The 25,792-nt window shown below is 72.1% G+C and carries 24 protein-coding genes and 1 riboswitch; of the genes, 15 read left to right on the forward strand and 9 right to left on the reverse strand.

Features of this window, described 5'->3' with window-relative positions:
* Positions 1–285 precede the first annotated feature (285 nt).
* From FYX01_RS20040 to thiO, 3 genes are all read right to left on the reverse strand, one after another.
* A complete protein-coding gene (locus tag FYX01_RS20040) occupies positions 286–1,065 on the reverse strand; it encodes a thiazole synthase (protein WP_150243677.1) in 780 nt (259 codons plus the stop codon).
* Positions 1,066–1,067: 2 nt separating this feature from the next.
* Entirely contained in the window at positions 1,068–1,283 is a 216-nt protein-coding gene (gene thiS / locus FYX01_RS20045) for a sulfur carrier protein ThiS (protein ID WP_150243679.1), read from the reverse strand.
* A complete protein-coding gene (thiO, locus tag FYX01_RS20050; RefSeq protein WP_150243681.1) occupies positions 1,274–2,557 on the reverse strand; it encodes a glycine oxidase ThiO in 1,284 nt (427 codons plus the stop codon). The genes thiS and thiO overlap by 10 nt, the downstream gene beginning before the upstream one ends.
* Positions 2,526–2,637: riboswitch (TPP riboswitch) on the reverse strand. It overlaps the preceding gene by 32 nt.
* 101 nt (positions 2,638–2,738) lie before the next feature.
* Between thiO and FYX01_RS20055 the strand changes: the two genes are divergently transcribed.
* On the forward strand, positions 2,739–3,116 hold the full coding sequence (locus tag FYX01_RS20055; RefSeq protein WP_190394404.1) for an Rv2175c family DNA-binding protein: 378 nt from the start codon (positions 2,739–2,741) through the stop codon (positions 3,114–3,116).
* Between the two features lie 108 nt (positions 3,117–3,224).
* Complete coding sequence (thiE, locus tag FYX01_RS20060) at positions 3,225–3,899, forward strand: thiamine phosphate synthase (RefSeq protein ID WP_150243685.1); 675 nt, start codon at positions 3,225–3,227, stop codon at positions 3,897–3,899.
* A gap of 22 nt (positions 3,900–3,921) precedes the next feature.
* Here thiE and FYX01_RS20065 read toward each other — a convergent pair whose 3' ends face one another.
* From FYX01_RS20065 to FYX01_RS20080, 4 genes are all read right to left on the reverse strand, one after another.
* Positions 3,922–4,929 (reverse strand): zinc-binding dehydrogenase, encoded by a 1,008-nt coding sequence (locus FYX01_RS20065; protein ID WP_150243687.1) that lies wholly within the window; start codon positions 4,927–4,929, stop codon positions 3,922–3,924.
* 128 nt (positions 4,930–5,057) lie between these two features.
* Positions 5,058–5,948, reverse strand: a complete 891-nt coding sequence (locus FYX01_RS20070) for an SDR family oxidoreductase (protein ID WP_150243689.1) — start codon at positions 5,946–5,948, stop codon at positions 5,058–5,060.
* A 69-nt stretch (positions 5,949–6,017) separates the two neighbouring features.
* Complete coding sequence (locus FYX01_RS20075) at positions 6,018–7,286, reverse strand: DUF418 domain-containing protein (RefSeq protein WP_150243691.1); 1,269 nt, start codon at positions 7,284–7,286, stop codon at positions 6,018–6,020.
* 132 nt (positions 7,287–7,418) lie between these two features.
* A complete protein-coding gene (locus FYX01_RS20080) occupies positions 7,419–8,501 on the reverse strand; it encodes a polyprenyl synthetase family protein (protein ID WP_150243693.1) in 1,083 nt (360 codons plus the stop codon).
* A gap of 243 nt (positions 8,502–8,744) precedes the next feature.
* On the opposite strand from FYX01_RS20080, the gene metF reads away from it, so the two are divergent.
* Complete coding sequence (metF, locus tag FYX01_RS20085) at positions 8,745–9,674, forward strand: methylenetetrahydrofolate reductase [NAD(P)H] (protein ID WP_150243798.1); 930 nt, start codon at positions 8,745–8,747, stop codon at positions 9,672–9,674.
* Here the strand turns inward: metF and FYX01_RS20090 are convergent.
* Both FYX01_RS20090 and bldD read right to left on the reverse strand, forming a co-directional pair.
* On the reverse strand, positions 9,586–10,200 hold the full coding sequence (locus FYX01_RS20090) for a GNAT family N-acetyltransferase (protein WP_190394405.1): 615 nt from the start codon (positions 10,198–10,200) through the stop codon (positions 9,586–9,588). The two genes, metF and FYX01_RS20090, sit on opposite strands and share 89 nt — an antisense overlap.
* A 318-nt stretch (positions 10,201–10,518) precedes the next feature.
* Complete coding sequence (bldD, locus tag FYX01_RS20095; RefSeq protein WP_077691097.1) at positions 10,519–11,013, reverse strand: transcriptional regulator BldD; 495 nt, start codon at positions 11,011–11,013, stop codon at positions 10,519–10,521.
* A gap of 551 nt (positions 11,014–11,564) precedes the next feature.
* Here bldD and pyrR point away from each other — a divergent pair.
* The 12 genes from pyrR (at position 11,565) to coaBC (ending at position 25,582) form a co-directional block, all read left to right on the forward strand.
* Positions 11,565–12,137, forward strand: coding sequence for a bifunctional pyr operon transcriptional regulator/uracil phosphoribosyltransferase PyrR (gene pyrR / locus FYX01_RS20100; protein WP_150243695.1), 573 nt, complete (start codon positions 11,565–11,567; stop codon positions 12,135–12,137).
* Positions 12,137–13,045, forward strand: a complete 909-nt coding sequence (locus FYX01_RS20105; protein ID WP_150243697.1) for an aspartate carbamoyltransferase catalytic subunit — start codon at positions 12,137–12,139, stop codon at positions 13,043–13,045. Before pyrR ends, FYX01_RS20105 begins: the two co-directional genes overlap by 1 nt.
* Positions 13,046–13,165: 120 nt before the next feature.
* Entirely contained in the window at positions 13,166–14,467 is a 1,302-nt protein-coding gene (locus FYX01_RS20110) for a dihydroorotase (RefSeq protein ID WP_150243699.1), read from the forward strand.
* A 50-nt stretch (positions 14,468–14,517) separates the two neighbouring features.
* A complete protein-coding gene (carA, locus tag FYX01_RS20115; protein ID WP_150243701.1) occupies positions 14,518–15,660 on the forward strand; it encodes a glutamine-hydrolyzing carbamoyl-phosphate synthase small subunit in 1,143 nt (380 codons plus the stop codon).
* A 16-nt stretch (positions 15,661–15,676) separates the two neighbouring features.
* Complete coding sequence (gene carB / locus FYX01_RS20120; RefSeq protein WP_150243703.1) at positions 15,677–18,979, forward strand: carbamoyl-phosphate synthase large subunit; 3,303 nt, start codon at positions 15,677–15,679, stop codon at positions 18,977–18,979.
* A 325-nt stretch (positions 18,980–19,304) separates the two neighbouring features.
* Entirely contained in the window at positions 19,305–20,204 is a 900-nt protein-coding gene (locus tag FYX01_RS20125) for a dihydroorotate dehydrogenase electron transfer subunit (RefSeq protein ID WP_150243704.1), read from the forward strand.
* Between the two features lie 115 nt (positions 20,205–20,319).
* Positions 20,320–21,261, forward strand: a complete 942-nt coding sequence (locus FYX01_RS20130) for a dihydroorotate dehydrogenase (protein ID WP_150243706.1) — start codon at positions 20,320–20,322, stop codon at positions 21,259–21,261.
* A 317-nt stretch (positions 21,262–21,578) separates the two neighbouring features.
* Positions 21,579–22,286: an orotidine-5'-phosphate decarboxylase gene (pyrF, locus tag FYX01_RS20135; protein ID WP_150243708.1), complete on the forward strand. Its 708-nt coding sequence runs from the start codon at positions 21,579–21,581 to the stop codon at positions 22,284–22,286.
* Positions 22,287–22,695: 409 nt separating this feature from the next.
* Positions 22,696–23,019, forward strand: coding sequence for an integration host factor, actinobacterial type (gene mihF, locus FYX01_RS20140; RefSeq protein ID WP_077691090.1), 324 nt, complete (start codon positions 22,696–22,698; stop codon positions 23,017–23,019).
* A 266-nt stretch (positions 23,020–23,285) separates the two neighbouring features.
* Positions 23,286–23,873: a guanylate kinase gene (gene gmk, locus FYX01_RS20145; RefSeq protein WP_150243710.1), complete on the forward strand. Its 588-nt coding sequence runs from the start codon at positions 23,286–23,288 to the stop codon at positions 23,871–23,873.
* A 127-nt stretch (positions 23,874–24,000) separates the two neighbouring features.
* On the forward strand, positions 24,001–24,267 hold the full coding sequence (rpoZ, locus tag FYX01_RS20150) for a DNA-directed RNA polymerase subunit omega (protein WP_150243712.1): 267 nt from the start codon (positions 24,001–24,003) through the stop codon (positions 24,265–24,267).
* Positions 24,268–24,391: 124 nt separating this feature from the next.
* Complete coding sequence (gene coaBC / locus FYX01_RS20155; RefSeq protein ID WP_150243800.1) at positions 24,392–25,582, forward strand: bifunctional phosphopantothenoylcysteine decarboxylase/phosphopantothenate--cysteine ligase CoaBC; 1,191 nt, start codon at positions 24,392–24,394, stop codon at positions 25,580–25,582.
* The last annotated feature ends 210 nt before the right edge of the window (positions 25,583–25,792 follow it).

Raw genomic sequence — 25,792 nt, forward strand, 5'->3', positions numbered from 1 at the left:
TGGCTCACCGCATCTCCTTCCGCATCCGTCGAGTGCCGCTCTGACCACGGCGAACGGCCTCTTGGTCCGGGGCGCCCGCGCCCTGCTCCCCTCCTGTCCGGAGCGGGGAGGGGAACAGGACGCCACATCGACCGCAGGAGTGACTCCGGTCGCATGGGTCACACGCGAGCGTCCGATGGGGTGTCCCAACTCTCGTCCGCCCGCGGTTTCCCGGCGAACGGGCACACTCTTTCCGGCGGGGTGCGGCTCGGGCGCCGACGGGGTTCCGGAGGCACCGGGGACTCCCTAGTCGATCCCGGGGGAGGACGCCCGCGCGTGGCGGCGCACCGGGATGCGCCCGGCCAGGAGGGCGCCGCGGCCCGCTCGGACGGCGTCGCGCATCGCCGCGGCCATCCGCACCGGCTCCTGGGCACGGGTCACGGCCGTGGCCAGCAGCACCGCGTCACAGCCCAGTTCCATCGCCAGGGCCGCGTCGCTCGCGGTGCCGATCCCGGCGTCCACGATCACCGGCACGCCGGCCTGCTCCACGATCAGCTCCAGGTTGTGCGGGTTGCGGATGCCCAGCCCGGATCCGATCGGCGCGGCCAACGGCATCACCGCCGCGCAGCCCAGCTGCTCCAGGCGTCGGGCCAGCACCGGGTCGTCGTTGGTGTAGGGCAGCACGGTGAAGCCCTCGTCCACCAGCTGCTCGGCGGCCTCCAGCAGCTCCACCGGGTCGGGCAGCAGCGTGTGCTCGTCCGCCACCACCTCCAGCTTCACCCAGTCGGTGCCCAGCGCCTCACGGGCCAGCTGGGCGGTGCGTACCGCGTCGGCCGCGGTGAAGCACCCGGCGGTGTTGGGCAGGGCCCGGATCCTGTTGCGGGTGAGGATGTCCCACACCGACCCCTGGGTACCGGGGGAGACCCGGCGCATCGCCACGGTGGTCAACTCGGTGCCGGAGGTGACCAGGGCCTCCTCCAGGACCTCCAGGGAGGGGGCTCCTCCGGTGCCGGTGATCAGCCGGGAGCCGAAGGCGGTCCCCGCGATCACGAGCGGGTCGTCGGCGTGGGCGGTGTGCTCGGCCATGCTCAGCCTCCCTGTACGGCGGTGAGGACGTCCACGCGGTCGCCCGCGCCCAGCGCGCTGTCGACCCACGCGGCGCGGCGCACCACCTCGTCGTTGACGGCCACGGCGATGCCGCCGGGGATCTCACCGCCCCCGGACGCGGTCAGGTCGCGCACGACCGACTCCACGGTGGTGCCGTCGGCGACCTCGCGGCGGTCGCCGTTGATGATCAGTTCCACTGCTTCTCCCACTGCTTCCGCGTCGTCGTTCCGTCGCCGCCGGACACCCGGTCCGCGGCGAAGCGCCGGGCGTACTCCGGCAGGCCGCCGGCGGTCAGGGCCCGGGCCATGACCTCGCCGGTGACCGGGGCCAGCAGCACCCCGTGCCGGAAGTGCCCGGCGGCCAGGTGCAGCCCCGGTACCCGGGTGGGGCCCAGCAGGGGCTCGTTGTCGGGAGAACCCGGGCGCAGCCCCACACAGGTCTCGGTGATCTCCAGCTCGCTCACCCCGGGGACGAGTTCGCGTGCGTCCCGGAGCACCTGCCACAGCCCTCCGGCGGTGAGCGCGGTGTCGTGGCCCAGATCCTCCTGGGTGGCGCCGATGATCACCTCGCCGTCGGCGCGTGGCACCAGGTAGGTCGGAAAACCCCTGACCAGGCCGCGGACCGTCCGGTTGACGATCGGCGGCTCGCCGGCGGGCACCCGGGCACGCAGCAGCTGGCCCTTGACCGGGCGCAGCGGCGGCACCACCGGCTCGGGGACCCTGACCGCGTCGCCCCAGCAGCCCGCGGCCAGTACCGCCTGGTCGGCGGGCAACAGGCGTCCGTCGTCCAGGCGCACACCCAGCCGGGCGCCGTCCGGGCCGGGGGCGAGGATCTCCTCGGCCCGACCCGCGACCTCGGTGACGCCCGCGCGCCCGCCCGCCACGGCCAGGGCGCGCAGCAGTCGCCGCGGGTCCACGGAGTGGTCGTCGGGGGCCAGGACGCCGCCGCGCACGGACGGCGCCAGCATCGGCTCCAGGCGTCGGCACCCGCGGCTGGTCAGGCGTTCGGTGGCGACGCCCAGGCGCTGATGGAGTTCGTGCAGTTCGGTGAGGACGGCCAGGTCGTCGCGGTCGAAGGCGACCAGGAGCGTGCCGGTGGCGCGGTGGCCCACACCGAGACCGCTGGCCTCCTCCAGTTCGGCGACGAAGTCGGCGTACATGGCCGCGGAGCGGATCCCCAACTCCATGAGGGGTTCCTCACCGAACACCGCCTCGGTGGCGGGGGTGAGCATGCCCGCCGCGACGGTGGAGGCGGCGCGGGCCCCGGCCGGTTCGGCCACGGGGTCGGGTTCGACCAGGGTGACGGGCAGCCCCCGTTGGGCGGCGCGCCAGGCGGTGACGCGCCCGACGATGCCGCCGCCGACCACGACGACACCGCGGTCACCGGCATGCGTGTCGGTAGGACGAATCGTCTCGGAACGGGGGGCGTTCGGAGTGCGCACGACGCTGGGTTCCACTCCCTTCGCCGGCATGATCCGGATCAGGTTCGTGCGGTCGGAGGCTCACAGCCTCCCTCTCAGCCGGGTCCCACCCGGCTCCCGCGGGATGTGTGGGTCTGTCCCCTCCATCCTAGGACCTCCGTCGAGGAGGGAACCGGACGATCCCCGGCGAGGGGCCGTCCCGTCCGCGCCGCGGGTACACCGGACGTGCGCGATGTGGCAGATTGGTGCCGTGACACAAAGCGACATCGACATCGACACACTGGTCGGCGAATGGCTGACCCTCAAGGAGGCGGCTGAGCCGCTGGGCGTGAGCCCGAACCGGATCAAGACGCTGATCCGCGAGAACCGCATGGTGGGTGTGGTCCGCGGCGGTGAGTTGTCCATCCCCGCCGCGTTCGTCGACGGCGACGACCTCGTCAAGGGGCTGCCGGGCACGATGATGCTGCTCAGCGACGCGGGCTTCTCCACGGAGGAGGCCCTGCGCTGGCTGTTCACACCCGACGACTCCCTGCCGGGTACGCCCATACAGGCCATGCGCGAGAACCGGGGAACCGAGGTGCGCCGCCGCGCCCAGGGCATGGCCTTCTGAGCCCGGTACGCCCTTCGCACGCCTCCTGGGACGGGCACGCGGGGGAGGGGCGCGCCGTCGCGCTCCCTTCCCTTGGGCCCGCCCGGCCCAGGGCCTAGGGTGAACGGTGTGAGGACCAGCCACGGAACCAGCCTGCGCAAGCGCCTGGACGCATCCCTTCTGTACCTGTGCACCGACGCCCGGACCGGGCGGGGCGATCTCGCCGAGTTCGCCGACGCCGTCCTGGCCGGGGGGGTGGACATCATCCAGCTCCGGGACAAGGACCTGGAGGCCCGCGAGGAGATCGCGGCCCTGGAGGTGCTGCAGGAGGCCTGCGAGCGGCACGACGCCCTGCTCGCGGTCAACGACCGCGCCGACATCGCCCGCGCCGTGCGCGCCGACGTCCTCCACCTGGGCCAGCGCGACCTGCCCGTGCCCATGGCCCGGGACATCATCGGCGCCGATCCCCTCATCGGCCGCTCCAACAACGACGTCGACGCCGCGGCCGCCTCCGCCGAGGAACCCGGCAGCGACTACTTCTGTGTCGGCCCCACCTGGTCCACGCCCACCAAACCGGGCCGCCCGGCCGCCGGGCTGGACCTGGTGGAGCGGGCCGCGGCCCTGGGCACCGACCGCCCCTGGTTCGCCATCGGCGGGATCGGCGCCGACAACATCGACCAGGTACTGGACGCCGGTGCCCGCAGGGTCGTGGTCGTGCGCGCCATCACGGAGGCGCCGGACCCCCGGGCCGCCGCCGCGGAGCTGCGCCGGCACCTGACCGCCAGGACGCCCGAACAGGGCTGAGACCCGGGCGGCCGGACTCCGCTCAGGGCACCAGCAGGACCTTGCCGAGGACCGTGCGCCCCTCCAGCGCGGCGTGCGCCCGGTCCGCCTGCTCCAACGGCAGGGCCAGCCCCACATGCGGGGCGATCCCGCCCCGGCGGGTCAGTTCCAGCATGCGCCGCAGGGCGTTCCGCCTGTCGTCGGCTCCCCGTGCCTCCAGGTCGAACAAGCCCAGCACCTCGACACCGCGGCGTCCGGCCTCCTCGGTGTCCACCTCCGAGAGGCGGCCCCCCGCCGTTCCGTAGCCGATGAAGCGTCCGCCGTCGGCCACGGCCCCGAAGGCCGCCTCGCCCAGAGCGCCCCCGGCACCGTCCAAGGCGACGTCGACCCCGACGCCCCCGGTGAGTTCGAGGACCCGCTTCTCCCAGCCCGGCCGGGAGTAATCCACGGCCTCGTGCGCGCCCAGTTCGCGGGCGAGCGCCAGTTTGGCCCCTCCCCGGGCGGCGGCGAGGACCCGTGCTCCGGCCGCGCGGGCCAGCTGGACGGTCAGACTGCCCGCCCCGCCGGCGGCTGCGGCGACCAGAACGGTGCTGCCGGGGCCGAAGCCTGCGGCCCGCTCCAGCGCCAGTGCGGTCGGCCCGTCGTGCAGCAGTGCCAGCGCCGCCTTCGGGTCCACTTCCCCGGGCACCCTGACCAGTGCCGACACGGGAACGGCGGTTCGCTCGGCGTACCCGTCCACGGGCAGGGTGGCACGCCCCTCCGACGCGTCCGTGTGCCCGGTGTCGGTGACCACCACGGCGTCCGTCCAGCCCGGGTCCACGCCCTCACCGAGTGCGGCCACCCGCCCGACCACGCCCGCGCCGGGGACGTAGGGGGGAGCCACGGGGAAGTACTCCTGTCCCCAGCCGCTCCGGACCAGGGTGTCCAGGTACATGACGTTGGACGCCCCGACCTCCACCAGCACCTGCCCGGGGCCCACCTCGGGTTCGGGCACCTCCCGGGCCACCAGGACCTCCGGTCCGCCGAACCCGTTCACCAGTACCGCGCGCATCTCTCCTCCTCGGTGTCTGCCTCGCCGACACCGCACAGCCTCTTACCTCAACAATGATTGAGGTCAATGCCGCCGCGAGGAGAACCGGCGGCACAGCGCCCCGGCGGTGGCGGAGGAACACCCCGCGGTCAGACCGCGACGTGCGACAGGGCGCTGGGATGGCGCCGGAGGAAGCCCTCGATGGACTGGGCCGGATGGCCGGTCAGCTCCGGGACGGTGGGCGCGACCACGTCCAGTTCCCCGGAGGCGATCGCCTCGTACGACGACACCCACCCCTCGACGGCCCAGTCGGGGGCGTCTCCGCGGCGCGACTCCAGCGCCTCCCCGTGGGTCTCGGGCACGTACCGGACCGGACGGCCGGTGAGCGTGCTCAGCCTGTCCACCGTCGCGCCCAGGGACAGGGCCTCCGGGCCGGTGACGTCGTAGGTGGCGTTGTCGGAGCTGAGCGTGGTCATCGGGTCGGTCAGCACCGTCGCGGCCACGTCCGCCACGTCGTCCCGCGACACCCACGCGACCCTGCCCTCACCGGCCGGGCCGCGTACCACGCCGTCGTGGCCCACCCAGTTCGGCAGCAGGTCCAGGTACAGGCCGGGTCTCAGGAACGTGTGCCGCACCCCGGTCGACCTGATGTGCGCCTCGGTGAAGAAGTGGGTGCGCGCGAACGTGAACGTCGCCGCCGGACCCGCTCGCAGGAAGGACAGGTAGACGATCCGGGAGACCCCGGCCTTGATAGCGCCGTCCACCGCGCTCAGGTGGACGTCGATCCGGTCCTCGGACTCGGTCGCCGAGACCAGGAACAGCGTGTCCACTCCCCGGCACGCCCGTTCGAAGGCCTGCGTGTCCTCGTAGGCCGCCATCGCCGCACTGCTTCCGGGGTACTCCGGGGCGCGGTTGATGTCGCGTACGATGAGCCGCTGGGACATCCCCAGCCTCGCGATCCGGGCGGCGACCCGTCCGCCCAGTGCCCCGGTCGCCCCGGTCACCCCTATGGTGTGGTTTGTCATGTGATCGTCGCCCATGACACCCCATCCTGCGCTACGAGGACGTGCCGGGCACTCACCGGCACGCCCCTTTTTCACGCGCTCGGGTCAGGGGCCGCCGACCGGGCCCCGCACCGCTTCCCGTGCGCTTCCCGCGACCGGCCCGCGGTAGGCCAGCCGGCGCAGCAGCGCCTCGGCCGGCCCACGCCTGCCCGCGCGCTCCAGCGCGTGGGCCGCCGCCACCGTCACCAGCCACACGCCGACCGCGAACAGGAACACCGACCACGACGTCAGGTGGGCCCCCACTCCCAGGCCCCAGGCCGCCAGGACCGGCGCGCACAGCACCGACTGGGCCAGGTAGGCCGACAGAGAGCGCCTGCCCGTCGCGGCCAGCGCCTCCACCACCACGCCGGAGCCGCGTCCGCGCTCCTGGAGCCGGTGCGCAGCCAGGGCGATCAGCGCCACGTACCCGAGCCCGCAGGCCAGACCGGTCGCCATGTGCGGCATGCTCAGCATGCCCACCTGCGCGGGGGACAGCTCCCAGACCCCGACCTGGGCCAGGGCCGAGGGCAGCCCGCCCAGCCAGCCGACGGCGATGCCGAAGAGCGCGGTCCGGCGCAGCAGGGCCAGGTTGTTCCCCGGCTCCTCCAGGATCCGGCGGCGCGCCGCCCAGTAGCCGAACAGGACCGCCGTGGGCACCGCCAGGCCCAGCAGGCCCTGGCCCAGGACGAGGAGCGGCCACACCGCCACGCGGCCCAGCGCGGCGTTCCACCACGAGGGGTCGCCGATACCGGCGGCCAACTGCTGGAGGCCGAGCGCCGGGGCGGCCGGACCGTCGGCGGAGGCGAACACCAGACCGACCAGGCTGAACGCCGACAGCAGCAGTATCAGTCCGGTGAGCGCACCGGCCCACACCAGCAGCGTCCTGTCCGCTCGCCGGAGGAACAACCAGCCCAGCACCAGCCCGGCCAGGCCGTAGGCGCCCAGCACGTCGCCCATCCACAGCAGCAGGGCGTGCACGAAGCCGAACACGAGCAGCCACAGGTTGCGGCGGCGCAGCAGCGCGTTCACGTCCCGTGCGCTGGTGCCCGCGGCCTCCTGGCGCCGGGCCAGCTGCACCATGCCGTAGCCGAAGAGGAAGGCGAACATCGGGTAGCTGCGCGAGTCCACCGCCACGACGGTGAGGAACTGAGCGACGGCGTCCAGCGGGCCCCGCGGTTCCGGGTGGGCGCTGAACCCGCTTATGGGAACCGCCCACAGGTACCAGGCAGTGTTCGCGAGCGCGATGAACAGGAGCATGGACCCGCGCGCCAGGTCGGGTGCGAGCGCCCGCTCGCCCGCGCCGGTCGGTCCGCGCGAGACAGTGTGTCCGGACATGGGGGAGCCCTTCGGTTGCGCGATGTTTCCTGTCGGCGATTCAACTCGAGGAGGGGGTCGGGCACAATGCGTCTCCGCTGGGAAGGAACCCTCCAAAATCCCCTAGGGAAGATCCCCGGCGGATACCGGGAGTCAGTGGGAGCGGGATGTGGCCGCCACCACCAGCCGCCGCAGCGGCTCGCGCGCGTCGGCGTCCAGCGCCGGGCTCTCCAGGGCCGCGACGGCCTCGTCGGCGTACTCGCCGATCAGCTCCTCGCACACCGCCAGGGCGCCGGAGTCCTCGATCAGGGAGCGCATCCACTCCACCGACTCCACCGGCAGGTCCGGCTCGCCCAGCAGCGAGCGGAACCGCTCGGCGTCGGCCGCGTCCACGCGTGCCAGGGTCTCGGCGACCACCAGCGTCCGCTTGCCCTCGCGCAGGTCGTCGCCCGCGGGCTTGCCCGTGGTGGAGGGGTCGCCGAACACGCCCAGCACGTCGTCGCGCAGCTGGAAGGCGATTCCCAGCGGGATGCCGTAGGCGGTGTACACCCCGGCCAGCTCCTCGTGGCGGCCCGCCAGTGCGGCGCCCAGGTGCAGCGGACGCTCCACCGTGTACTTGGCGGACTTGTAGCGCATCACGCGCAGCGCGGCCTCGCGGGTGGCGGTGCCCCGCACCTGCTCCAGGGTGTCCAGGTACTGCCCGGCCATCACCTCGGTACGCATCGCGTCGAACGGGAGGCGCCCGTCCCGCAGCACCTCCGCCGGGAAGCCGCTGGCCTGGTACATCTCGTCGGACCACACCAGGCACAGGTCGCCGATGAGGATCGCCGCGCCCATGCCGAAGGTCTCGCTGTCGCCGCTCCACCCGTGGTCGGCGTGCAGCTTGGCCAACCGCTTGTGGGTGGCGGGCATCCCGCGCCGGGTGTCGCTGTTGTCGATCACGTCGTCGTGGACGAGAGCGCACGCCTGGAGGAACTCCAGGGAGGCCGCCGCCCGGACCACCCGCTCGTCGTCGGCCGCGCCGCCCGCTCCCCGCCATCCCCAGTAGCAGAAGGTCGGGCGCAGGCGCTTGCCGCCGGAGAGCATCGCCTCCAGCGCGTCCATCGCCGGGGCCAACTCCTCGCCGATCCCCAGGACCTGGGCGCGGTGGGCGGCGCTGAACCCGGACAGCTCACGGTCCACGCCGGATCGGATCACGGAGACGGGTGAGGCGGACGAGGAAGAGGAAGGCAGCATGACCCGCACATTATCGGCTGCTCGGCACGGACGGCACCGTCACCGGCAGCACAGCCGACGGCACCCGCGGGTCCGGCGGCCGGAGGCGGGGGAGGGGCACGGCGTGGGCCCGCACGGCTCGTCTCCGCGCTTCGCGGCCGGTGGTGGCGTCCGCCACTGATCTCACGGAGTGGGACGTCGCTCCCACCGCGTGAGGGGGCCTCGCCTAAGGTGGTGTCCATGCTGTCAGCACCGACACGCCCCGTGGCGCCCCGAAACCCGGCCCCCAGGCCGCGTCATATCCGCGAACTCCTCGACGCGGGCGAGCCGATGTTCTCCTTCGAGTTCTTTCCCCCGCGCACGCCCCGGGCGCAGGAGCGCCTGTGGCGCGCCATCCGGGAGATCGAGGCCCTCGGCCCCTCCTTCGTCTCGGTCACCTACGGCGCCGGCGGTAGTACGCGCGGGATGACGGTGGAGACCACCGAGCGCATCGCGACCGACACCACCCTGCTGCCGGTCGCGCACATGACCCTGGTCGACCACTCCGTCGCCGAGCTGCGCCACCTCGTGGGCCGGCTCGCCGACGCGGGCGTGTCCAACATGCTCGCCGTGCGCGGCGACCCGCCCGGGGACCCGAACGGCGAGTGGGTCAGTCACCCCCGGGGCCTGACCTACGCCGAGGAGCTGGTCCGCCTCATCAAGGACAGCGGCGACTTCTGCGTGGGCGTGGCGGCCTTCCCGTTCAAGCACCCGCGCTCGGCCGACGTCGAGACCGACACCGACTACTTCGTGCGCAAGTGCGAGGCGGGCGCCGACTACGCCATCACGCAGATGTTCTTCGACCCCGAGGACTACCTGCGCCTGCGCGACCGGGTGGCCGCGCGCGGCTGCGAGGTGCCCATCATCCCCGAGGTGTTCCCGGTGGTGCGCACCTCCTTCATCCCGCGCTCGGAGCAGCTCTCCGGGGCGCCCTTCCCGCGCCGCCTGGCCGAGCGGTTCGAGTCCTTCGGCGACGACGCCGAGGCCGTGAGGGCCTTCGGTGTCGAATACGCCCAGCGCATGTGCGAGCGGCTGCTGGCCGAGGGCGCGCCGGGCATCCACTTCATCACCTCGAACCAGTCCACGGCCACCAGGCAGATCTACCGGGAGATCGCCGGTCACCGGAACCCGTCAGAGGCAGCCGGGCGGCCATGATCGAGAAGGGCTGACCGGGGCTGCCGGGGAAGGAGAAGTCCTCCAGCACCTCGGTGAAGCCGCACGAGCGGTACAGGTGGCGCGCCGCGGAGGGCCCCGAGCGGGTGGACAGTACCGCGGTGGGCTCCGGGCGCCTCCGGCACAGGGCGTGGAGCAGGGACCGTCCCACGCCCTGGCCCTGCGCCCGGGGGTGGACGTGCACCTCGGCGATCTCCAAGGCGTCGGACAGGTAGCGGCGCGCCTGTCCGGCCCGTCCGCTCATGTGCAGTTCCCGCACGACCGTGTCGTGCCACCACTGTCCCGAGCACCCGTGGAAGGCGTAGGCGAAGCCGACCGGGCGGCCTTCGCGCAGGGCCACCACCGAGCGGAAGCCCGGATGGCCGGCGTGGCCGTTCATGACGGACGCCCGCCCCGGCAGCTGCTCCGGTGGCGGCCGCATGGCCGCCTCGTACACCTGGAGCAGCGCGGGGACGGCGTGCGTGAAGGCGGGTGGGGCCAGTTCACGCAGCTCGGTATCGGCGTCCACACCCCAACACTAGCCCCGAACCGGGCGGTCCGCCCGGGGTTCCGGCGAGGACGGCGCGTGGGATCCGCGGGGTCCTTGACGGGTCCGGCGGGCTGGGGTTAACTGGATTGTGTCGAACAGGAGTTCGACAAACTCCGCCGGGTCCCCCGCTCGGCGGAAGGGGCGGCGCGGCCGGGTTGGGGAGGGGAAGCCCCACACACGGCTCGCGCCGCCTCCCCGTGTCCCGCCGGGCGTGCCCCGGACACGACGAGAGCCGGCGCCTCGGCGCCGGCTCTCGTCGAGCGGGTGTGGTCTCCTCGCCTGCCGGAGAAGGTCGTCCTAGAAGGCGTCGACCGCGCGGCGCGCCTCGGGGTCGAGAACACCCCAGTTGATGAGTTCCTCTGTCAGGTCGCCGGGCGACTTGTCGTAGATGACCGCGAGTGAACGCAGGTCCTCCTGGCGGATGGAGAGCACCCGCCCGTTGTAGTCGCCGCGCTGGCTCTGGATCGTGGCGACGTAGCGTGAGAGCGGCCCGGCCTTCTCGTGCGGCAGCTGCTGCATGCGCTCCAGGTCGATGACCAGCTTGGGTGTGGGCCCCAACGGTGTGGGAGCCGCGCCGCCGGGCAGCAGCTCCGACATCGGCACACCGTAGAAGTCGGCCAGCTCGGCGAGCTTCTGGACGGTGACGGCCCGGTCGCCGCGCTCGTAGGAGCCGACCACGACGGCCTTCCAGCGTCCGTGGGACTTCTCTTCCACTCCGTGCAGGGACAGGCCCTGCTGGGTACGGATGGCACGCAGCCGCGCGCCGAGGGACTTGGCGTATTCGGATGGCATCTTCTTGTCGCTCCCGGCCGTGACGGTGGCTGGCGTGGTGGGGGAGACGTCCGCTCGTACTCGGCGGGCCGCCTATGCGGTCCAGCGGATGGTCACGGGATGCAACCCCACCCGGCAGTGGTTACAGACAGTGACGGTAGGGGGGTCTGCCTCCCAGGTCAAGCCGTTGGTGTGAAACGCGACTAATCAGTGGCCAAACCGTGCGTAAGTGAGACACCTCTCATGTGCGGACCGAACGGGACGAGTCGTGCGCCGCGATGGCCCGAAAAGCCCGCTCCTGCTGGGAATTTCAGGTTTCACCCAGTTCATGGACGAATCCCGTGCGTGGCGACATGACTACATTCGGATGGGAGTGCGAAGGTCTGTAATGTGACGAGAGTCACATTCGTGACCCGGGGTCGCCGACCGCGCCCAGGGCTCCCCGGCCGCCGCTGGTAGCGTGAATCCGATCGACGTCCTTTAACGACCTGTTCAGTGAGGCAGGGAAGGGAGTCACTACTTTGCGTGCGCAGAAACCGGCCCCGGGTGATGCCGGTGGCGGTGTTCCCCGGATGCCCGAGGGCACCCGCGCCGTCCTCGACGGCAACGAGATCAACCGGGCACTGACCCGCATCGCCCACGAGGTGCTCGAACGCACCAAGGGCGGGCAGGAGGTCACCCTCCTGGGCATCCCCTCGCGCGGGGTCCCGCTCGCCCAGCGCCTGGCGCGGCTCATCGAACGCGTGGAGGACCGCACCGTCCCCGCGGGCTCGCTCGACATCACCATGTACCGCGACGACCTGCGCTCCGCCCCCGTCCGGGCCCTGGGCAGGACCGAGATCCCCACGGGCGGACTCGACGACCGCGTCGTCGTCCTGGTCGACGACGTCCTCTTCTCCGGACGCACCGTCCGCGCCGCCCTCGACGCACTCGGCGACCTGGGCCGTCCCCGCGCCGTCCAACTCGCCGTCCTCGTCGACCGGGGCCACCGCGAACTGCCCATCCGCGCCGACTACGTGGGCAAGAACCTGCCCACCTCCCTGCGCGAGAGCGTCACCGTGCGCCTGGACGAGACCGACGGGCACGACGCGGTACTGCTCGGCCCAGCACGGCCGCGCCCCTCCACCTCCGGGGGGAACGACTGATGCGCCACCTGCTCTCCACCGGCGACCTGTCCCGCGACGAGGCCACCCTCATCCTGGACACCGCCGCCGAACTCGCCCAGGTCGGCGACCGCTCCGTCAAGAAGCTCCCCACCCTGCGCGGACGCACCGTGGTCAACCTCTTCTACGAGGACTCCACCCGCACCCGCACCTCCTTCGAGCTGGCCGCCAAGCGCCTGTCCGCGGACGTCATCAACTTCTCCGCCAAGGGCTCCAGCGTCTCCAAGGGCGAGAGCCTCAAGGACACCGCGCTGACACTGCAGGCCATGGGCGCCGACGGCGTCGTCATCCGGCACAGCGCCTCGGGCGCCGCGCACCGCCTCGCGAACTGGGTCGACGGCTCCGTGCTCAACGCGGGCGACGGCACCCACGAGCATCCCACCCAGGCCCTGCTGGACGCCTTCACCATGCGCTCGCGCCTGGGCCGTTTGGACGGGCTGCGCGTGGCCGTCGTCGGCGACATCCTGCACAGCCGCGTCGCCCGCTCCAACGTGCTGCTGCTCACCACCCTGGGCGCGCACGTCACCCTGGTCGCGCCGCCCACCCTGCTGCCGGTCTCGGTGCACACGTGGACGTGCGAGGTCTCCTACGACCTCGACGCCGTCCTGCCCAAGTCCGACGTGGTCATGATGCTGCGCGTGCAGGCCGAGCGCATGCACGAGTCCTTCTTCCCCACCACGCGCGAGTACAGCCGCAACTACGGGCTGGACGGCGAACGCCTGTCCCGCATGCCCGAGGACGCCATCGTCATGCACCCCGGGCCCATGGTCCGCGGCATGGAGATCTCCGCCGAGGTCGCCGACTCGCCCCGGTGTACCGTCACCGAGCAGGTCGCCAACGGTGTCAGCCTGCGCATGGCCGTGCTCTACCTGCTGCTCAGCGGTTCCTGACGGCGCCCGCCTCCGGACCCCGACCCGCCGCTCCCGGCGCTCGGGCTCCCAGGAGTCCTCCGGCGGCCCCGGCGCCCACGAACCTTTCCCATTCGAGAACACGAGGAAGCCAACACCGCGATGCCCGACACCAACGGACCGCACCTGATCCGCGGCGCCCGCCCTCTCGGCGGCGACCCCGTCGACCTCCTCCTGGCCGACGGCCGGATCGCCGCGATCGGCCCGGGGCTCGACGCCCCCGCCGACGCCGTGACCGTCGACGCCTCCGGCCTGGTCGCCCTGCCGGGGCTGGTGGACCTGCACACCCACCTGCGCGAACCCGGCCGCGAGGACGCCGAGACCGTCGTCACCGGCTCCCGCTCCGCCGCCATGGGCGGCTACACCGCCGTCCACGCGATGGCCAACACAGACCCGGTCGCCGACACCGCGGGGGTCGTCGAACAGGTCTGGCGCCTGGGGCGCGAGGCGGGGTACTGCGACGTGCGCCCCGTCGGCGCCGTCACCGTCGGCCTGGCCGGACGGCAGCTCTCCGAGATCGGCGCCATGGCCGACTCCGCCGCGAAGGTCCGCGTCTTCTCCGACGACGGCGTCTGCGTCTCCGACGCCCTGCTCATGCGCCGGGCCCTGGAGTACGTCAAGGCCTTCGACGGCGTCGTCGCCCAGCACGCCCAGGAGCCCCGGCTGACCCAGGGCGCCCAGATGAACGAGGGCTGTGTCTCCGACCGCCTCGGTCTGCCCGGCTGGCCCGCGGTCGCCGAGGAGGCGGTCATCGCCCGCGACTGCCTGCTCGCCCAGCACGTGGGCTCGCGCCTGCACGTGTGCCACGTCTCCACCAGGGGGTCGGTCGACATCATCCGCTGGGCCAAGGCCCGCGGCTGCGACGTCACCGCCGAGGTCACCCCCCACCACCTGCTCCTGACCGAGGAGCTGGTGGAGAGCTACGACCCCGTCTACAAGGTCAACCCGCCCCTGCGCACCGCCGAGGACGTCCAGGCGCTGCGTGAGGGCCTGGCCGACGGCACGATCGACATCGTCGCCACCGACCACGCGCCCCACCCCGTGGAGGCCAAGGAGACCGAGTGGTCCACCGCCGCCATGGGAATGGTCGGACTGGAGACCGCGTTGGCCGTCGTGCAGCGCACCATGGTCGACACCGACCTGCTCACCTGGGACGACGTCGCCGACCGCATGTCCGCGGCCCCGGCCCGTATCGGCCGTGTCCACGACCACGGCCGCGGCCTCGCCGCCGGTGAGCCCGCCAACGTGGTCCTGTACGACCCCGCCGCGCCCGTGGAGGTCGACGGGACGGCCATGGTCACCAAGAGCAGCAACACCCCCTTCCGGGACATGACCCTGCCCGGCCGGGTGCGCGCCACGTTCCTGCGCGGCGCTCCGACCGTCCTGGAGGGGAAGATTCAGTGAGTACAGCAGCGAAAGGCCAGGCCATCCCTGGCGCGGAGGAGGGGGCGAACGTGTCCGAGGCAACCGGCGGACCGGCGATTCTGGTACTCGAGGACGGCCGGGTCTTCCACGGCCGCTCCTTCGGCGCCACCGGCGAGACCTTCGGTGAGGCGGTCTTCAACACCGGTATGACCGGCTATCAGGAGACCCTCACCGACCCCTCCTACCACCGCCAGATCGTGGTGATGACCGCCCCGCACATCGGCAACACCGGCGTCAACGACGACGACCCCGAGTCCGGCCGCATCTGGGTCGCCGGGTACGTCGTGCGCGAGCCCGCCCGCATCACCTCCAACTGGCGCGCCCAGCGCACCCTGGACGAGGAGCTGCGCCACCAGGGCGTGGTCGGCATCGCCCTCACCGGCACCCGTGCCCTGACCCGCCACCTGCGGGACAAGGGCGCCATGCGCGCCGCCGTCAGCACCACCGAGACCGACCCGCGGGCGCTGCTGGCCCGCGTGCGCGAGCAGCCGTCCATGGCCGGCTCCGAGCTGGCGGCCGAGGTCAGCACCCGGGAGTCCTACGAGGTCCTGCCGCCCGAGGGCGTCGGGGCCCGCTTCCACGTCGCCGCGGTCGACCTCGGCATCAAGGCCATGACCCCCCAGCGCCTGGCCGAGCGCGGCTGCAGGGTCACCGTGCTGCCCGCCACGGCCACCGCCGAGGACATCCTCGCCCTGGACCCGGACGGGGTGTTCTTCAGCAACGGCCCGGGCGACCCCGCCACCGCCGACGGTCCCGTCGCCGCCATGCGCGGCGTCCTGGACGCGGGCAGACCGCTCTTCGGCATCTGCTTCGGCAACCAGATCCTGGGCCGGGCCCTGGACCTGGGCACCTACAAGCTGACCTTCGGGCACCGGGGCGTCAACCAGCCGGTGATCGACACCCGCTCCGGCCGGGTCGCCATCACCAGCCAGAACCACGGCTTCGCCGTCGACGCCCCCCTCGACGCGCCCTTCGACACCCTCTACGGCCGGGCCGAGGTGAGCCACGTCGGCCTCAACGACCAGGTCGTCGAGGGCCTGCGGTTGCTTGACCGCCCCGCGTTCAGCGTCCAGTTCCACCCCGAGGCCGCCGCCGGCCCCCACGACGCCGCCGAGCTCTTCGACGCGTTCGTCGACCTGATGTCCGCCCAGCCCGCTTCGGCTGTCAAGTAGCAAGAGGGAACAGAGCATGCCGCGCCGTAGTGATCTTTCATCCGTCCTCGTGATCGGCTCAGGTCCGATCGTGATCGGGCAGGCGGCCGAGTTCGACTACTCGGGCACCCAGGCCTGCCGTGTCCTGCGGGCCGAGGGCCTCCGGGTCATCCTGGTCAACTCCAACCCGGCCACGATCATGACCGACCCGGAGATCGCCGACGCCACCTACGTCGAGCCGATCACCACCGAGATGATCGAGAAGATCATCGCCAAGGAGCGCCCCGACGCGCTCCTGCCCACCCTGGGCGGGCAGACCGCGCTCAACGCCGCCATCAATCTGCACGAGTCGGGCATCCTGGACAAGTACGGCGTCGAGCTCATCGGCGCCAACGTCGAGGCCATCCAGTCCGGCGAGGACCGAGAGAGCTTCAAGGGCATCGTGGAGCGCATCGGCGGCGAATCCGCCCGCTCGCGCATCTGCCACACCCTCGACGAGTGCCTGGCCGCCGCCGAGGCGCTCGACTACCCCGTCGTCGTACGACCCTCCTTCACCATGGGCGGTGCGGGCTCGGGTTTCGCGCACGACGAGACCGAGCTGCGGCGCATGGCCGGACAGGGGCTGACGCTCTCCCCGACCACCGAGGTGCTCCTGGAGGAGTCCATCCTCGGCTGGAAGGAGTACGAGCTGGAGCTGATGCGCGACGTCAACGACAACGTCGTGGTCGTGTGCTCCATCGAGAACCTCGACCCCATGGGCGTGCACACCGGCGACTCCATCACCGTCGCCCCCGCCATGACCCTCACCGACCGCGAGTACCAGGAGCTGCGCGACATCGGTATCGCGGTCATCCGCGAGGTCGGCGTGGACACCGGCGGCTGCAACATCCAGTTCGCGGTCCACCCCACCACCGGCCGGATCATCGTCATCGAGATGAACCCGCGTGTGTCCCGCTCCTCGGCGCTGGCCTCCAAGGCCACCGGCTTCCCGATCGCCAAGATCGCCGCCAAGCTCGCCGTCGGCTACACCCTGGACGAGATCCCCAACGACATCACCAGGGAGACGCCGGCCAGCTTCGAGCCCACGCTGGACTACGTGGTCGTCAAGGTCCCCCGGTTCGCCTTCGAGAAGTTCCCGGGAGCCGACCCCACCCTCACCACCACCATGAAGTCGGTGGGCGAGGCCATGGCCATCGGCCGGTCCTTCCCCGAAGCCCTCCAGAAGGCCATGCGCTCCCTGGAGAAGTCGGGTGTCGGCCTGACCTGGGAGGGCGAGCCCGGCGACAAGGACGAGCTGCTGCGCCGGGCGGCCGTCCCCACCGAGCACCGCCTGCGCCAGGTCCAGCAGGCCCTGCGCGCCGGGGCCACCGTCGAGGAGCTCCACGAGGCCACCCGGATCGACCCCTGGTTCCTGGACCAGATGCTGCGCCTGGAGGAGGCGGCCCGCGTCCTGGCCGAGGCGCCCAAGCTCGACGCCGACCTGCTGCGCGAGGTCAAGGGCCTGGGCTTCTCCGACGTCCAGATCGGCCAGATCACCGGCAAGAGCGAGGACGTGGTCCGAGAACTGCGCCACGCCCTGGACATCCACCCCGTCTACCTGACCGTGGACACCTGCGCCGCCGAGTTCGAGGCCCGGACGCCGTACCTGTACTCCAGCTACGACGAGGAGACCGAGGTCCCCGCGGGCGACAAGCCCAAGATCATCATCCTGGGCTCGGGACCCAACCGCATCGGCCAGGGCGTGGAGTTCGACTACTCCTGCGTCCACGCCTCCTTCGCGCTCTCCGAGGCCGGGTACGAGACCGTGATGGTCAACTGCAACCCCGAGACCGTCTCCACCGACTACGACACCAGCGACCGGCTCTACTTCGAGCCGCTCACCCTGGAGGACGTGTTGGAGGTCGTGCGCGCCGAGCAGCTCAGCGGCACGGTCGCCGGGGTCATCGTGCAGCTGGGCGGCCAGACCCCGCTGAGCCTGGCCCGCCGCCTCAAGGACGCCGGGGTGCCCATCATCGGCACCAGCCCCGAGGCCATCGACCTGGCCGAGGACCGCGGCGCGTTCGGCAAGGTCCTTGCCGACGCCGGGCTGCCCGCGCCCAAGTACGGCACCGCCTACTCCTTCGCCGAGGCCAAGGTCGTCGCCGACGAGATCGGCTACCCGGTCATGGTCCGCCCCTCCTACGTGCTGGGCGGCCGGGGTATGGAGATCGTCTACAGCGAGGCGATGCTCGCCGACTACATCGAGCGCAACGCCGAGGTCAGCCCCGAGCACCCGGTGCTGATCGACCGCTTCCTCGACGACGCCATCGAGATCGACGTCGACGCCCTCTACGACGGTCGCGACCTGTACCTGGGCGGCGTCATGGAGCACATCGAGGAGGCGGGGATCCACTCCGGCGACTCGGCCTGCACCCTGCCCTCCATCACCCTGGGCCGCGATGACATCGAGCGCATCCGCTACTCCACCGAGGCCATCGCCCGGGGTACCGGGGTGCGCGGACTGATCAACGTCCAGTACGCGCTCGCCTCCGGTGTGCTCAACGTGCTGGAGGCCAACCCGCGCGCCTCGCGCACCGTGCCGTTCGTGTCCAAGGCCACCGCGGTGCCGCTGGCCAAGGCCGCCGCCCGCGTCATGGCCGGGACCACCATCGCCGAACTGCGGGAGGAGGGCATGCTGCCCGCCGAGGGCGACGGCGGCGACCTGCCCGCCGACGCCCCGGTGTCGGTCAAGGAGGCCGTGCTGCCCTTCAACCGGTTCATCGACAAGGAGGGCGAGGGCGTCGACACCATCCTGGGTCCCGAGATGCGCTCCACCGGCGAGGTCATGGGCCTGGACACCGAGTTCGGCTCCGCCTACGCCAAGTCGCAGCTGGCCGTCAACGGCTCCCTGCCCGCCCGGGGCCGGGTGTTCGTCTCGGTGGCCAACCGCGACAAGCGCTCGATGATCTTCCCGGTCAAGCGCCTGGCCGACCTGGGATTCGAGATCCTGGCCACCGAGGGCACCGCCGTGGTGCTGCGCCGCAACGGCGTGCACGCCACCGTGGTGCGCAAGCACAGCGAGGGCAGCGGTCCCGCGGGGGAGCCGACCATCGTGCAGCTCATCCACGCCGGGGGCGTCGACCTCATCGTCAACACGCCGTTCGGCAGCGCCGGGCAGGCCGGTCCGCGCCTGGACGGGTACGAGATCCGCACCGCGGCCGTGGTGCGCGGCGTACCCAGCGTGACCACCGTCCAGGGCCTGGCCGCCGCGGTGCAGGCGATCGAGGCACGGGTGCGCGGCGACATCGGTGTGCGCTCCCTCCAGGAGCACGCGCGGACCCTCACCGCCGACCGGAGCTGAGCCGTGCCTGCTTCTGGGCTCCGCTCCGCTTCGCCCTGTGTTCGAGCGCCCAAGGAGCGGGAACCTTCGGCGTCTCCCGTGCCTGGCTCCTTCGTCGCTGGCGGCACGTCCGACGCCTCCAGAACCCCGCGGGCGTCCGAACAGCCTCCCAGTGGCTGAGCTGTCCGGAGATCAGCAGGATGGCGGGGGCGTCGGGAACGGTGTGTTCCACGGCGCCCCCGCCGATACGGTTGGCGCACAGGGCAACTCAGGAATCCAGAGGGGGGAGGGCGGCGTCCCGCCGACGCCCCGGTCCGCGACACCGGGGCGGGGACGCCACGACCTGATGAGCGACAACGGACCGGTGCAGGCCAGGTGCCCCGTGCTGAACGTGCGCAGGGTGGACGCCTACTACGCCATCACCGTGGTCGCCCCGGGCATCGCCGAGCGCTTCCGACCCGGGCAGTTCGTATCGGTGACGGTCGGCGGCGACCACTCCAGCACCCTGCTGCGCCGCCCCTTCGCCATCCACGACGTCAAGCCCGACTACGGCGGCACCGTCGAGTTCCTGTTCGCGGTACGCGGTACCGGTACCGCCTGGCTGTCGGAGCGAAGATCGCGCGACCTGCTGGACGTGGTCGGCCCCCTGGGCCGCCCCTTCCCGCTGCCGCGGGACCCGGTCAACTGCGTGCTGGTGGGCGGCGGCTCGGGCAGCGCCCCGCTGTTCCCGCTCGCCCAGTCGCTGCGCAGGCGCGGCTGCCGGGTGGACTTCGTACTGGGCGCCGCCTCCGCCGACCGGGTGTTCAGCGCCATCACCGCCCGCCGTGTCGCCGAGACGGCCGTCTTCACCACGGACGACGGCTCCTTCGGCACCCGCGGCAGGGTCACCGACGTCCTGGGCAGGGTGATCGAGGAATGCCGTTCCGACGCCGTCTACGCATGCGGTCCCATGCCCATGCTGCGCACGGTCACCGCCGTGGCGGGCGGCCACGGCATACCCGTCCAGGTGGCGGTGGAGGAGACCATGGCCTGCGGCACCGGGATCTGCATGACCTGTGTCATCCCGGTGGTGGGGGAGGACGGCATCACCCGCATGGTGCGCTCGTGCGTGGACGGCCCGGTCTTCCGGGGCGAGCAGGTGCGCTTCGACGACGTGGGCACCATTCCCTTCGACGCCTTGGGCGCTCCCGGCTGGAAGGGCTCCAGCGCCTCCCGCGCCGCCGAGTCGGCACGCGACATCGCCTGAGGCGCCGCCGGGCCCTCCACGGGCCCGGACGCGCGACCGAGGGGCGTGCCGGGCACCCGGTTCCGGCCGTGCCCCGCCGCCCGGACACCGCCAGCACCCGAGAGCAGTAGGAAAAGTGAACGCAGACCTCAGGACCCGGCTGGGTGGCTGTGAGCTGCCCAACCCGGTGGTGACCGCCGCCGGTTGTGCCGGAGCGGGCCGCGAGCTGGCCCAGTTCCTCGACATCGCGTCGATCGGCGCCGTCACCACCAAATCGGTGATGCTGGAACCCCACGCCGGGCGGCCCGCCCCGCGCATGGCCGAGACGCCCAGCGGGATGCTCAGCACGACAGGCATGCAGGGCCCGGGGGTGGACGTGTTCCTCCAGCGGGACCTGCCCTGGCTGCTCTCCCGGGGCGGCCGCGCCATCGTGTCCATCGCCGGTACGGGAGTGGGCGAGTTCGGTGAGCTGGCCAGACGCGTCTCGGCTGCGGACGGGGTCAGCGCGGTCGAGGTCAACCTCTCCTGCCCGGACCCCTCCGACCCCGCCGGGCGCCGCTTCGCCGACGATCCCGTCCGGGCGGCGGCGGTGGTGAGCACGGTGCGCTCCCACACCCGCTCCGGACTGCCGGTACTGGCCAAACTGGCCGCCGACGTCCCCGACGTGGTGGAACTGGCGGCCGCGTGCGTGGAGGCGCGCGCGGACGGGCTGTCCATGGTCAACACGGTGCGCGGCATGGCCGTGGACCCCCGGACCCTGCGCCCCGCGGTGGCCGGGGGGATGGGCGGGCTGTCCGGTCCGGCCATCCGCCCGCTCGCGGTGGGATGCGTCTACCGCGTGCACGAGGCGCTGCCCGACGTGCCCGTCATCGGGATGGGCGGGATCCGCACCGGCGCCGACGCGCTGGAGTTCATGGCGGCCGGGGCCCGCGCCGTGGCGGTCGGCACGACCAACTTCTCCGACCCCTCGGCGTGCGCGCGCGTGCTCCGGGAACTCACGGAGCTGCTCGACGCCCGGGGCGTGGCCAGGGCCGCCGACGTCGTGGGCGCCGCCCATCGGACGGGAACGGGGGTGTGACAGATCGGACGCATGGTGCACAAAGGCCCTGACCGGCCTGAACGGCCTTCAAATGGCTCTGTGCGACCAAACGCGTGCATATTGTCCCTTCCCTGCACCTGGGCGGAGAGCTCGTGTCTACGGCCGCCTGGGCGCCGTTACGGGGAAGTGACACGGCTGGGGCGCATGAAGCGCCCCATCCGGGGAATCGCACACCCTGATGGTGTGCACATGACAGTGGACGTGCATCGTCCGGTGCTTCGGTAAGCACGTCCGTAAGTACGTCCGTACGTTGCATGCGCCGACCCGTTCGGCCGCACACGATTGGAGACACCGACATGACCGCGCCTTCCGCCCCCATCGCCGTCGCTCTCGACGCCAAGGACATCGAAACCGCGGCCACCTGGGCCTCGGCGGTCGCACCGCACGTGAGCACGGTCAAGGTGGGGCTGGAGCTGTACCTGCGCTACGGGCCCGACGTGGTCAGCGCGGTGCGCGGGGCCAGCCGGGTGGGGGTCTTCCTCGACCTGAAGCTGCACGACATCCCGGCCCAGGTCGCCGGCGCCGCGCGCAGTGTCGCGGGTCTGCGCCCCTCGATCCTCACCGTGCACGCCGGGGGAGGGGCGGACATGGTCCGGGCGGCGGTGGAGGCCGCCCCGGACACCAGGATCGCCGCCGTGACGGTGCTCACCTCGCTGGACGAGGCGGACCTGGAGCAGGTGGGGCTGCTCGGTCCGGCCCGCGACGCGGTGCGGCGCCTGGCGGTGCTGGCGGTGGACGCCGGGGCCCGTGCCCTGGTGTGCTCGCCGCAGGAGGTGGCCCTGCTACGTGCCGAGGTGGGCCCGGACATCACCCTCATCACGCCGGGCGTGCGTCCGGTCGGGGCGGACAAGGGTGACCAGTCGCGGGTGGCGACCCCGGAGGAGGCCATCGAGGCCGGGGCGGACCTGCTGGTCATCGGCCGCCCCATCACCCGGGCGCCGGACCCCGGATCGGCGGCGGCCTCCCTCGCGGCGGCCGTGCGCCGAGCCGGGGTCCGTGTCTAGGCAAGCGAAGGGGGACGGGGCCTTGGGAACACCCTTCGACGGCGTCGGCGGGCGCTGGGCGAGGGGATCGACGGATCCGGAAGACGAACCACCGCAACGGGTCCGACACATCCGGTTATGTGTCATAAGCGGTCGCTAATTAGGCATGTCCGAAATCCGGAACACACTGCCCAGAGTGACCCGGGTCACCCCTGTGTGACCTGCGCTGGTGGTGCGCCTGGCACACCCCCCAACCGGGACCAAGGTCCTGATTTTTGTCTCTTACGGCAATTGGTCAATCACGAAGAGTAGTTAGTTCGATGAAATAGCCGCTGAAAGGGCACTTTACGTTGCCTAACAGGGGTCAGACCTACTAACTTGCGCAGGCGTCCGCCCTCTACAAACGAGTAGAAAACCGAGGTGACCCGGCGTGGCCCTTCCTCCCCTGACACCTGAACAGCGCACTGCGGCTCTGGAGAAGGCCGCTAAGGCCAGAAAAGAGCGCGCAGAGGTCAAGAACAAGCTGAAGAACGGCGGCGTCTCGCTGTCCGAGGTCCTCTCCGACGGCCTCAAGGACGACGTCATCGGGAAGATGAAGGTTTCGGCTCTGCTCGAATCCCTTCCCGGCGTTGGCAAGGTCCGTGCCAAGCAGATCATGGAGCGGCTCAACATCGCTGAGTCGCGCCGTGTCCGCGGCCTGGGCACCAACCAGCGAGCCGCCCTCGAAGCCGAGTTCGGCGACCTCACCAAGTAGCACCAGGTAACACCACGCAGTACCGCGGTACCAGGCGGCACCAGTAGCGCCTGGACGCAGTACACCGGTTCGTCGTGTCCCCCACAGTCACGGCGGATACCGGCCGCATCGGCGGCCGACCCCGGTGAGCTTTGACCGGGCCGCGGCCGGCGGACGGGTGGCCCCAGGTCACGACCGTCCGCCGCGCCGCGGCCCGGTGGTATAAAAGGAACTTCCCGCGACCGTACGCGGACACCTCGTACACGAAAAGGGAAGCCTGGCACCACATGTCCGATCCCGGATCCCAGTCCCGCCCGGCCCGGAAGCGGCTGACCGTCCTCTCCGGACCGTCGGGTGTGGGAAAGAGCACGGTGGTCGCCCACCTGCGCCGCGAGAACCCCGAGGTGTGGCTCTCGGTCTCTGTCACCACCCGCAGGCCCCGGCCGGGCGAGCGGGACGGCGTCCAGTACCGCTTCGTCACCGACGAGGAGTTCGACCGCCTCGTCGCCGACGACCAGCTCCTGGAGTGGGCCCAGTTCGCGGGCAACCGCTACGGCACCCCCCGCCGGCCCGTCGAGGAGCGCCTCCGGGCCGGAGTCCCCGTCCTGCTGGAGATCGAGCTCCAGGGCGCCCGCCAGGTCCGCGAGTCGATGCCCGACGCCCTGCACGTCTTCCTCGCCCCACCCTCCTGGGAGGAGCTGGTGCGCCGCCTCACCGGACGCGGTACCGAGTCCGAGGAGGTCGTCCAGCGGCGTCTGGAGGTGGCCAGGGTCGAACTGGCCGCCGAGAAGGAGTTCGACACCACGCTCGTCAACACGTCCGTACAGGAAGTGTGCGAGGAGCTGCTAGCGTTGATCACCGCGCCCGAGGTGTGATAGCGGCCGGGCCCCGCGGCCCGTGCCGCCCGCGCCCGCACCGGGAATCCCGGCGGCGCACGTAGACCCGACCATCGTGCCGCGGCTCCCGCGTCGAGCCGCGGACCATTCCTGGGGGTAATTCGAAGTGGCTGGTACCGAGCCCGTCGCCGAAGGCATCACCAACCCGCCGATCGACGACCTGCTGGAGTTGGTGGACAGCAAGTACAGCCTGGTCACCATGGCCTCCAAGCGGGCCCGTCAGATCAACGCCTACTACGCCCAGCTCGGCGAGGGCCTGCTGGAGTACGTGGGTCCGCTGGTGGAGACCCAGGTTCAGGAGAAGTCCCTGTCCATCGCCCTGCGCGAGGTCAGGTCGGGCCTGCTCACCGCTGAGCCCTACGAGGGCACCTGAGCCGCGCTCCCCGGCACGCCCCTCGTGTGACCGCGTGCCGCGCTTTCGCCAGGGGCTCACGCGGGAGAGGCTGCCAGGGACTGGTAGAACCCTGTCTGTGAGTGACACGCAAACTGTTCCCCAGGTGGTCCTCGGCGTCGGCGGGGGCATCGCCGCCTACAAGGCGTGCGAGCTGCTGCGCCGACTGACCGAGTCCGGCCACCGGGTCCGGGTCGTGCCCACCGCCGAGGCCCTGCGCTTCGTCGGTGAGCCCACCTGGGCCGCCCTGTCCGGCCAGCCGGTCGCCACCGGTGTGTGGGACCGGGTGCACGAGGTCCCGCACGTGCGTATCGGCCAGGAGGCCGACCTGGTGTTCGTGGCCCCGGCCACGGCCAACATCCTGGCCCGAGCGGCCGCGGGCCTGGCCGACGACCTCCTCACCAACACCCTGCTCACCGCGCGCTGTCCGGTGGTGTTCGCGCCCGCTATGCACACCGAGATGTGGGAGCACCCCGCCACCCAGGCCAACGCGGCCACCCTGCGCGCACGCGGATCCATCGTCCTCGACCCGGCCGTGGGCCGCCTGACCGGGGCCGACACAGGCCGCGGGCGCCTGCCCGAGCCCTCCGAGCTGTTCGAGGCCGCCCGCCTGGCGCTGCGCCGCGGCACGGCCGCCCCCGACCTGACCGGTCGGCGTGTGGTCGTCTCCGCGGGCGGCACCCGCGAGGCCATCGACCCGGTCCGCTTCCTGGGCAACCACTCCTCCGGGAGGCAGGGGTACGCCCTGGCGCGCACCGCCGCCGCCCGTGGCGCGGACGTGACCCTGGTCGCGGCCAACGTCTCCCTGCCCGACCCCGCCGGTGCGCGCATCGTGCGCGTGGGCTCGGCCGTGGAACTGGCCGAGGCCATGGAGGCCGAACGCGCCGGTGCCGACGCGGTCGTGATGAGCGCCGCCGTCGCGGACTTCCGCCCGGTCACCAGTGCCGCCTCCAAGATCAAGAAGTCCGGTGCGGCGCCCCCGCCCATCGAACTCGTGGAGAACCCCGACATCCTCGCCGGGCTGGTCGCCTCCCGCGGGGCCGAGCGGCTGGAGCAGACCATCGTGGGGTTCGCCGCCGAGACCGACGACGTGATCGCCAACGGCCGCGCCAAGCTGGCGCGCAAGGGATGCGATCTGCTCGTGGTCAACCAGGTCGGTGACGGGCGCGCCTTCGGCACCGAGGACAACCAGGCCGTCATCCTCGGTGCGGACGGCACCGCGGTGGACGTGCCCACCGGTCCCAAGGAGGACCTCGCCGACCGGATCTGGGACCTGGTCCGCCAGCGCCTGGACTGAGTGGTCCCCCACACCCCGGCGGGTCCGCCCACGGCGGGCCGGCGCCGCACGTCCCCCGCGGTCCGGGTCGCACACGTTCGGGACTGGATTCCCACCGCCGAGTACGCCACACTGCGAACGGTGCCCACGGCGACCAGCGGGTCAGCCACAGGGTGCCCGCCTCCACCAGTCCCGTTACAGTGGACCGATAACCAACCCCGTCGGTCGGTA

Source organism: Nocardiopsis quinghaiensis, from assembly GCF_008638365.1.
In the GTDB taxonomy this organism is placed as follows: Bacteria; Actinomycetota; Actinomycetes; order Streptosporangiales; family Streptosporangiaceae; genus Nocardiopsis; species Nocardiopsis quinghaiensis.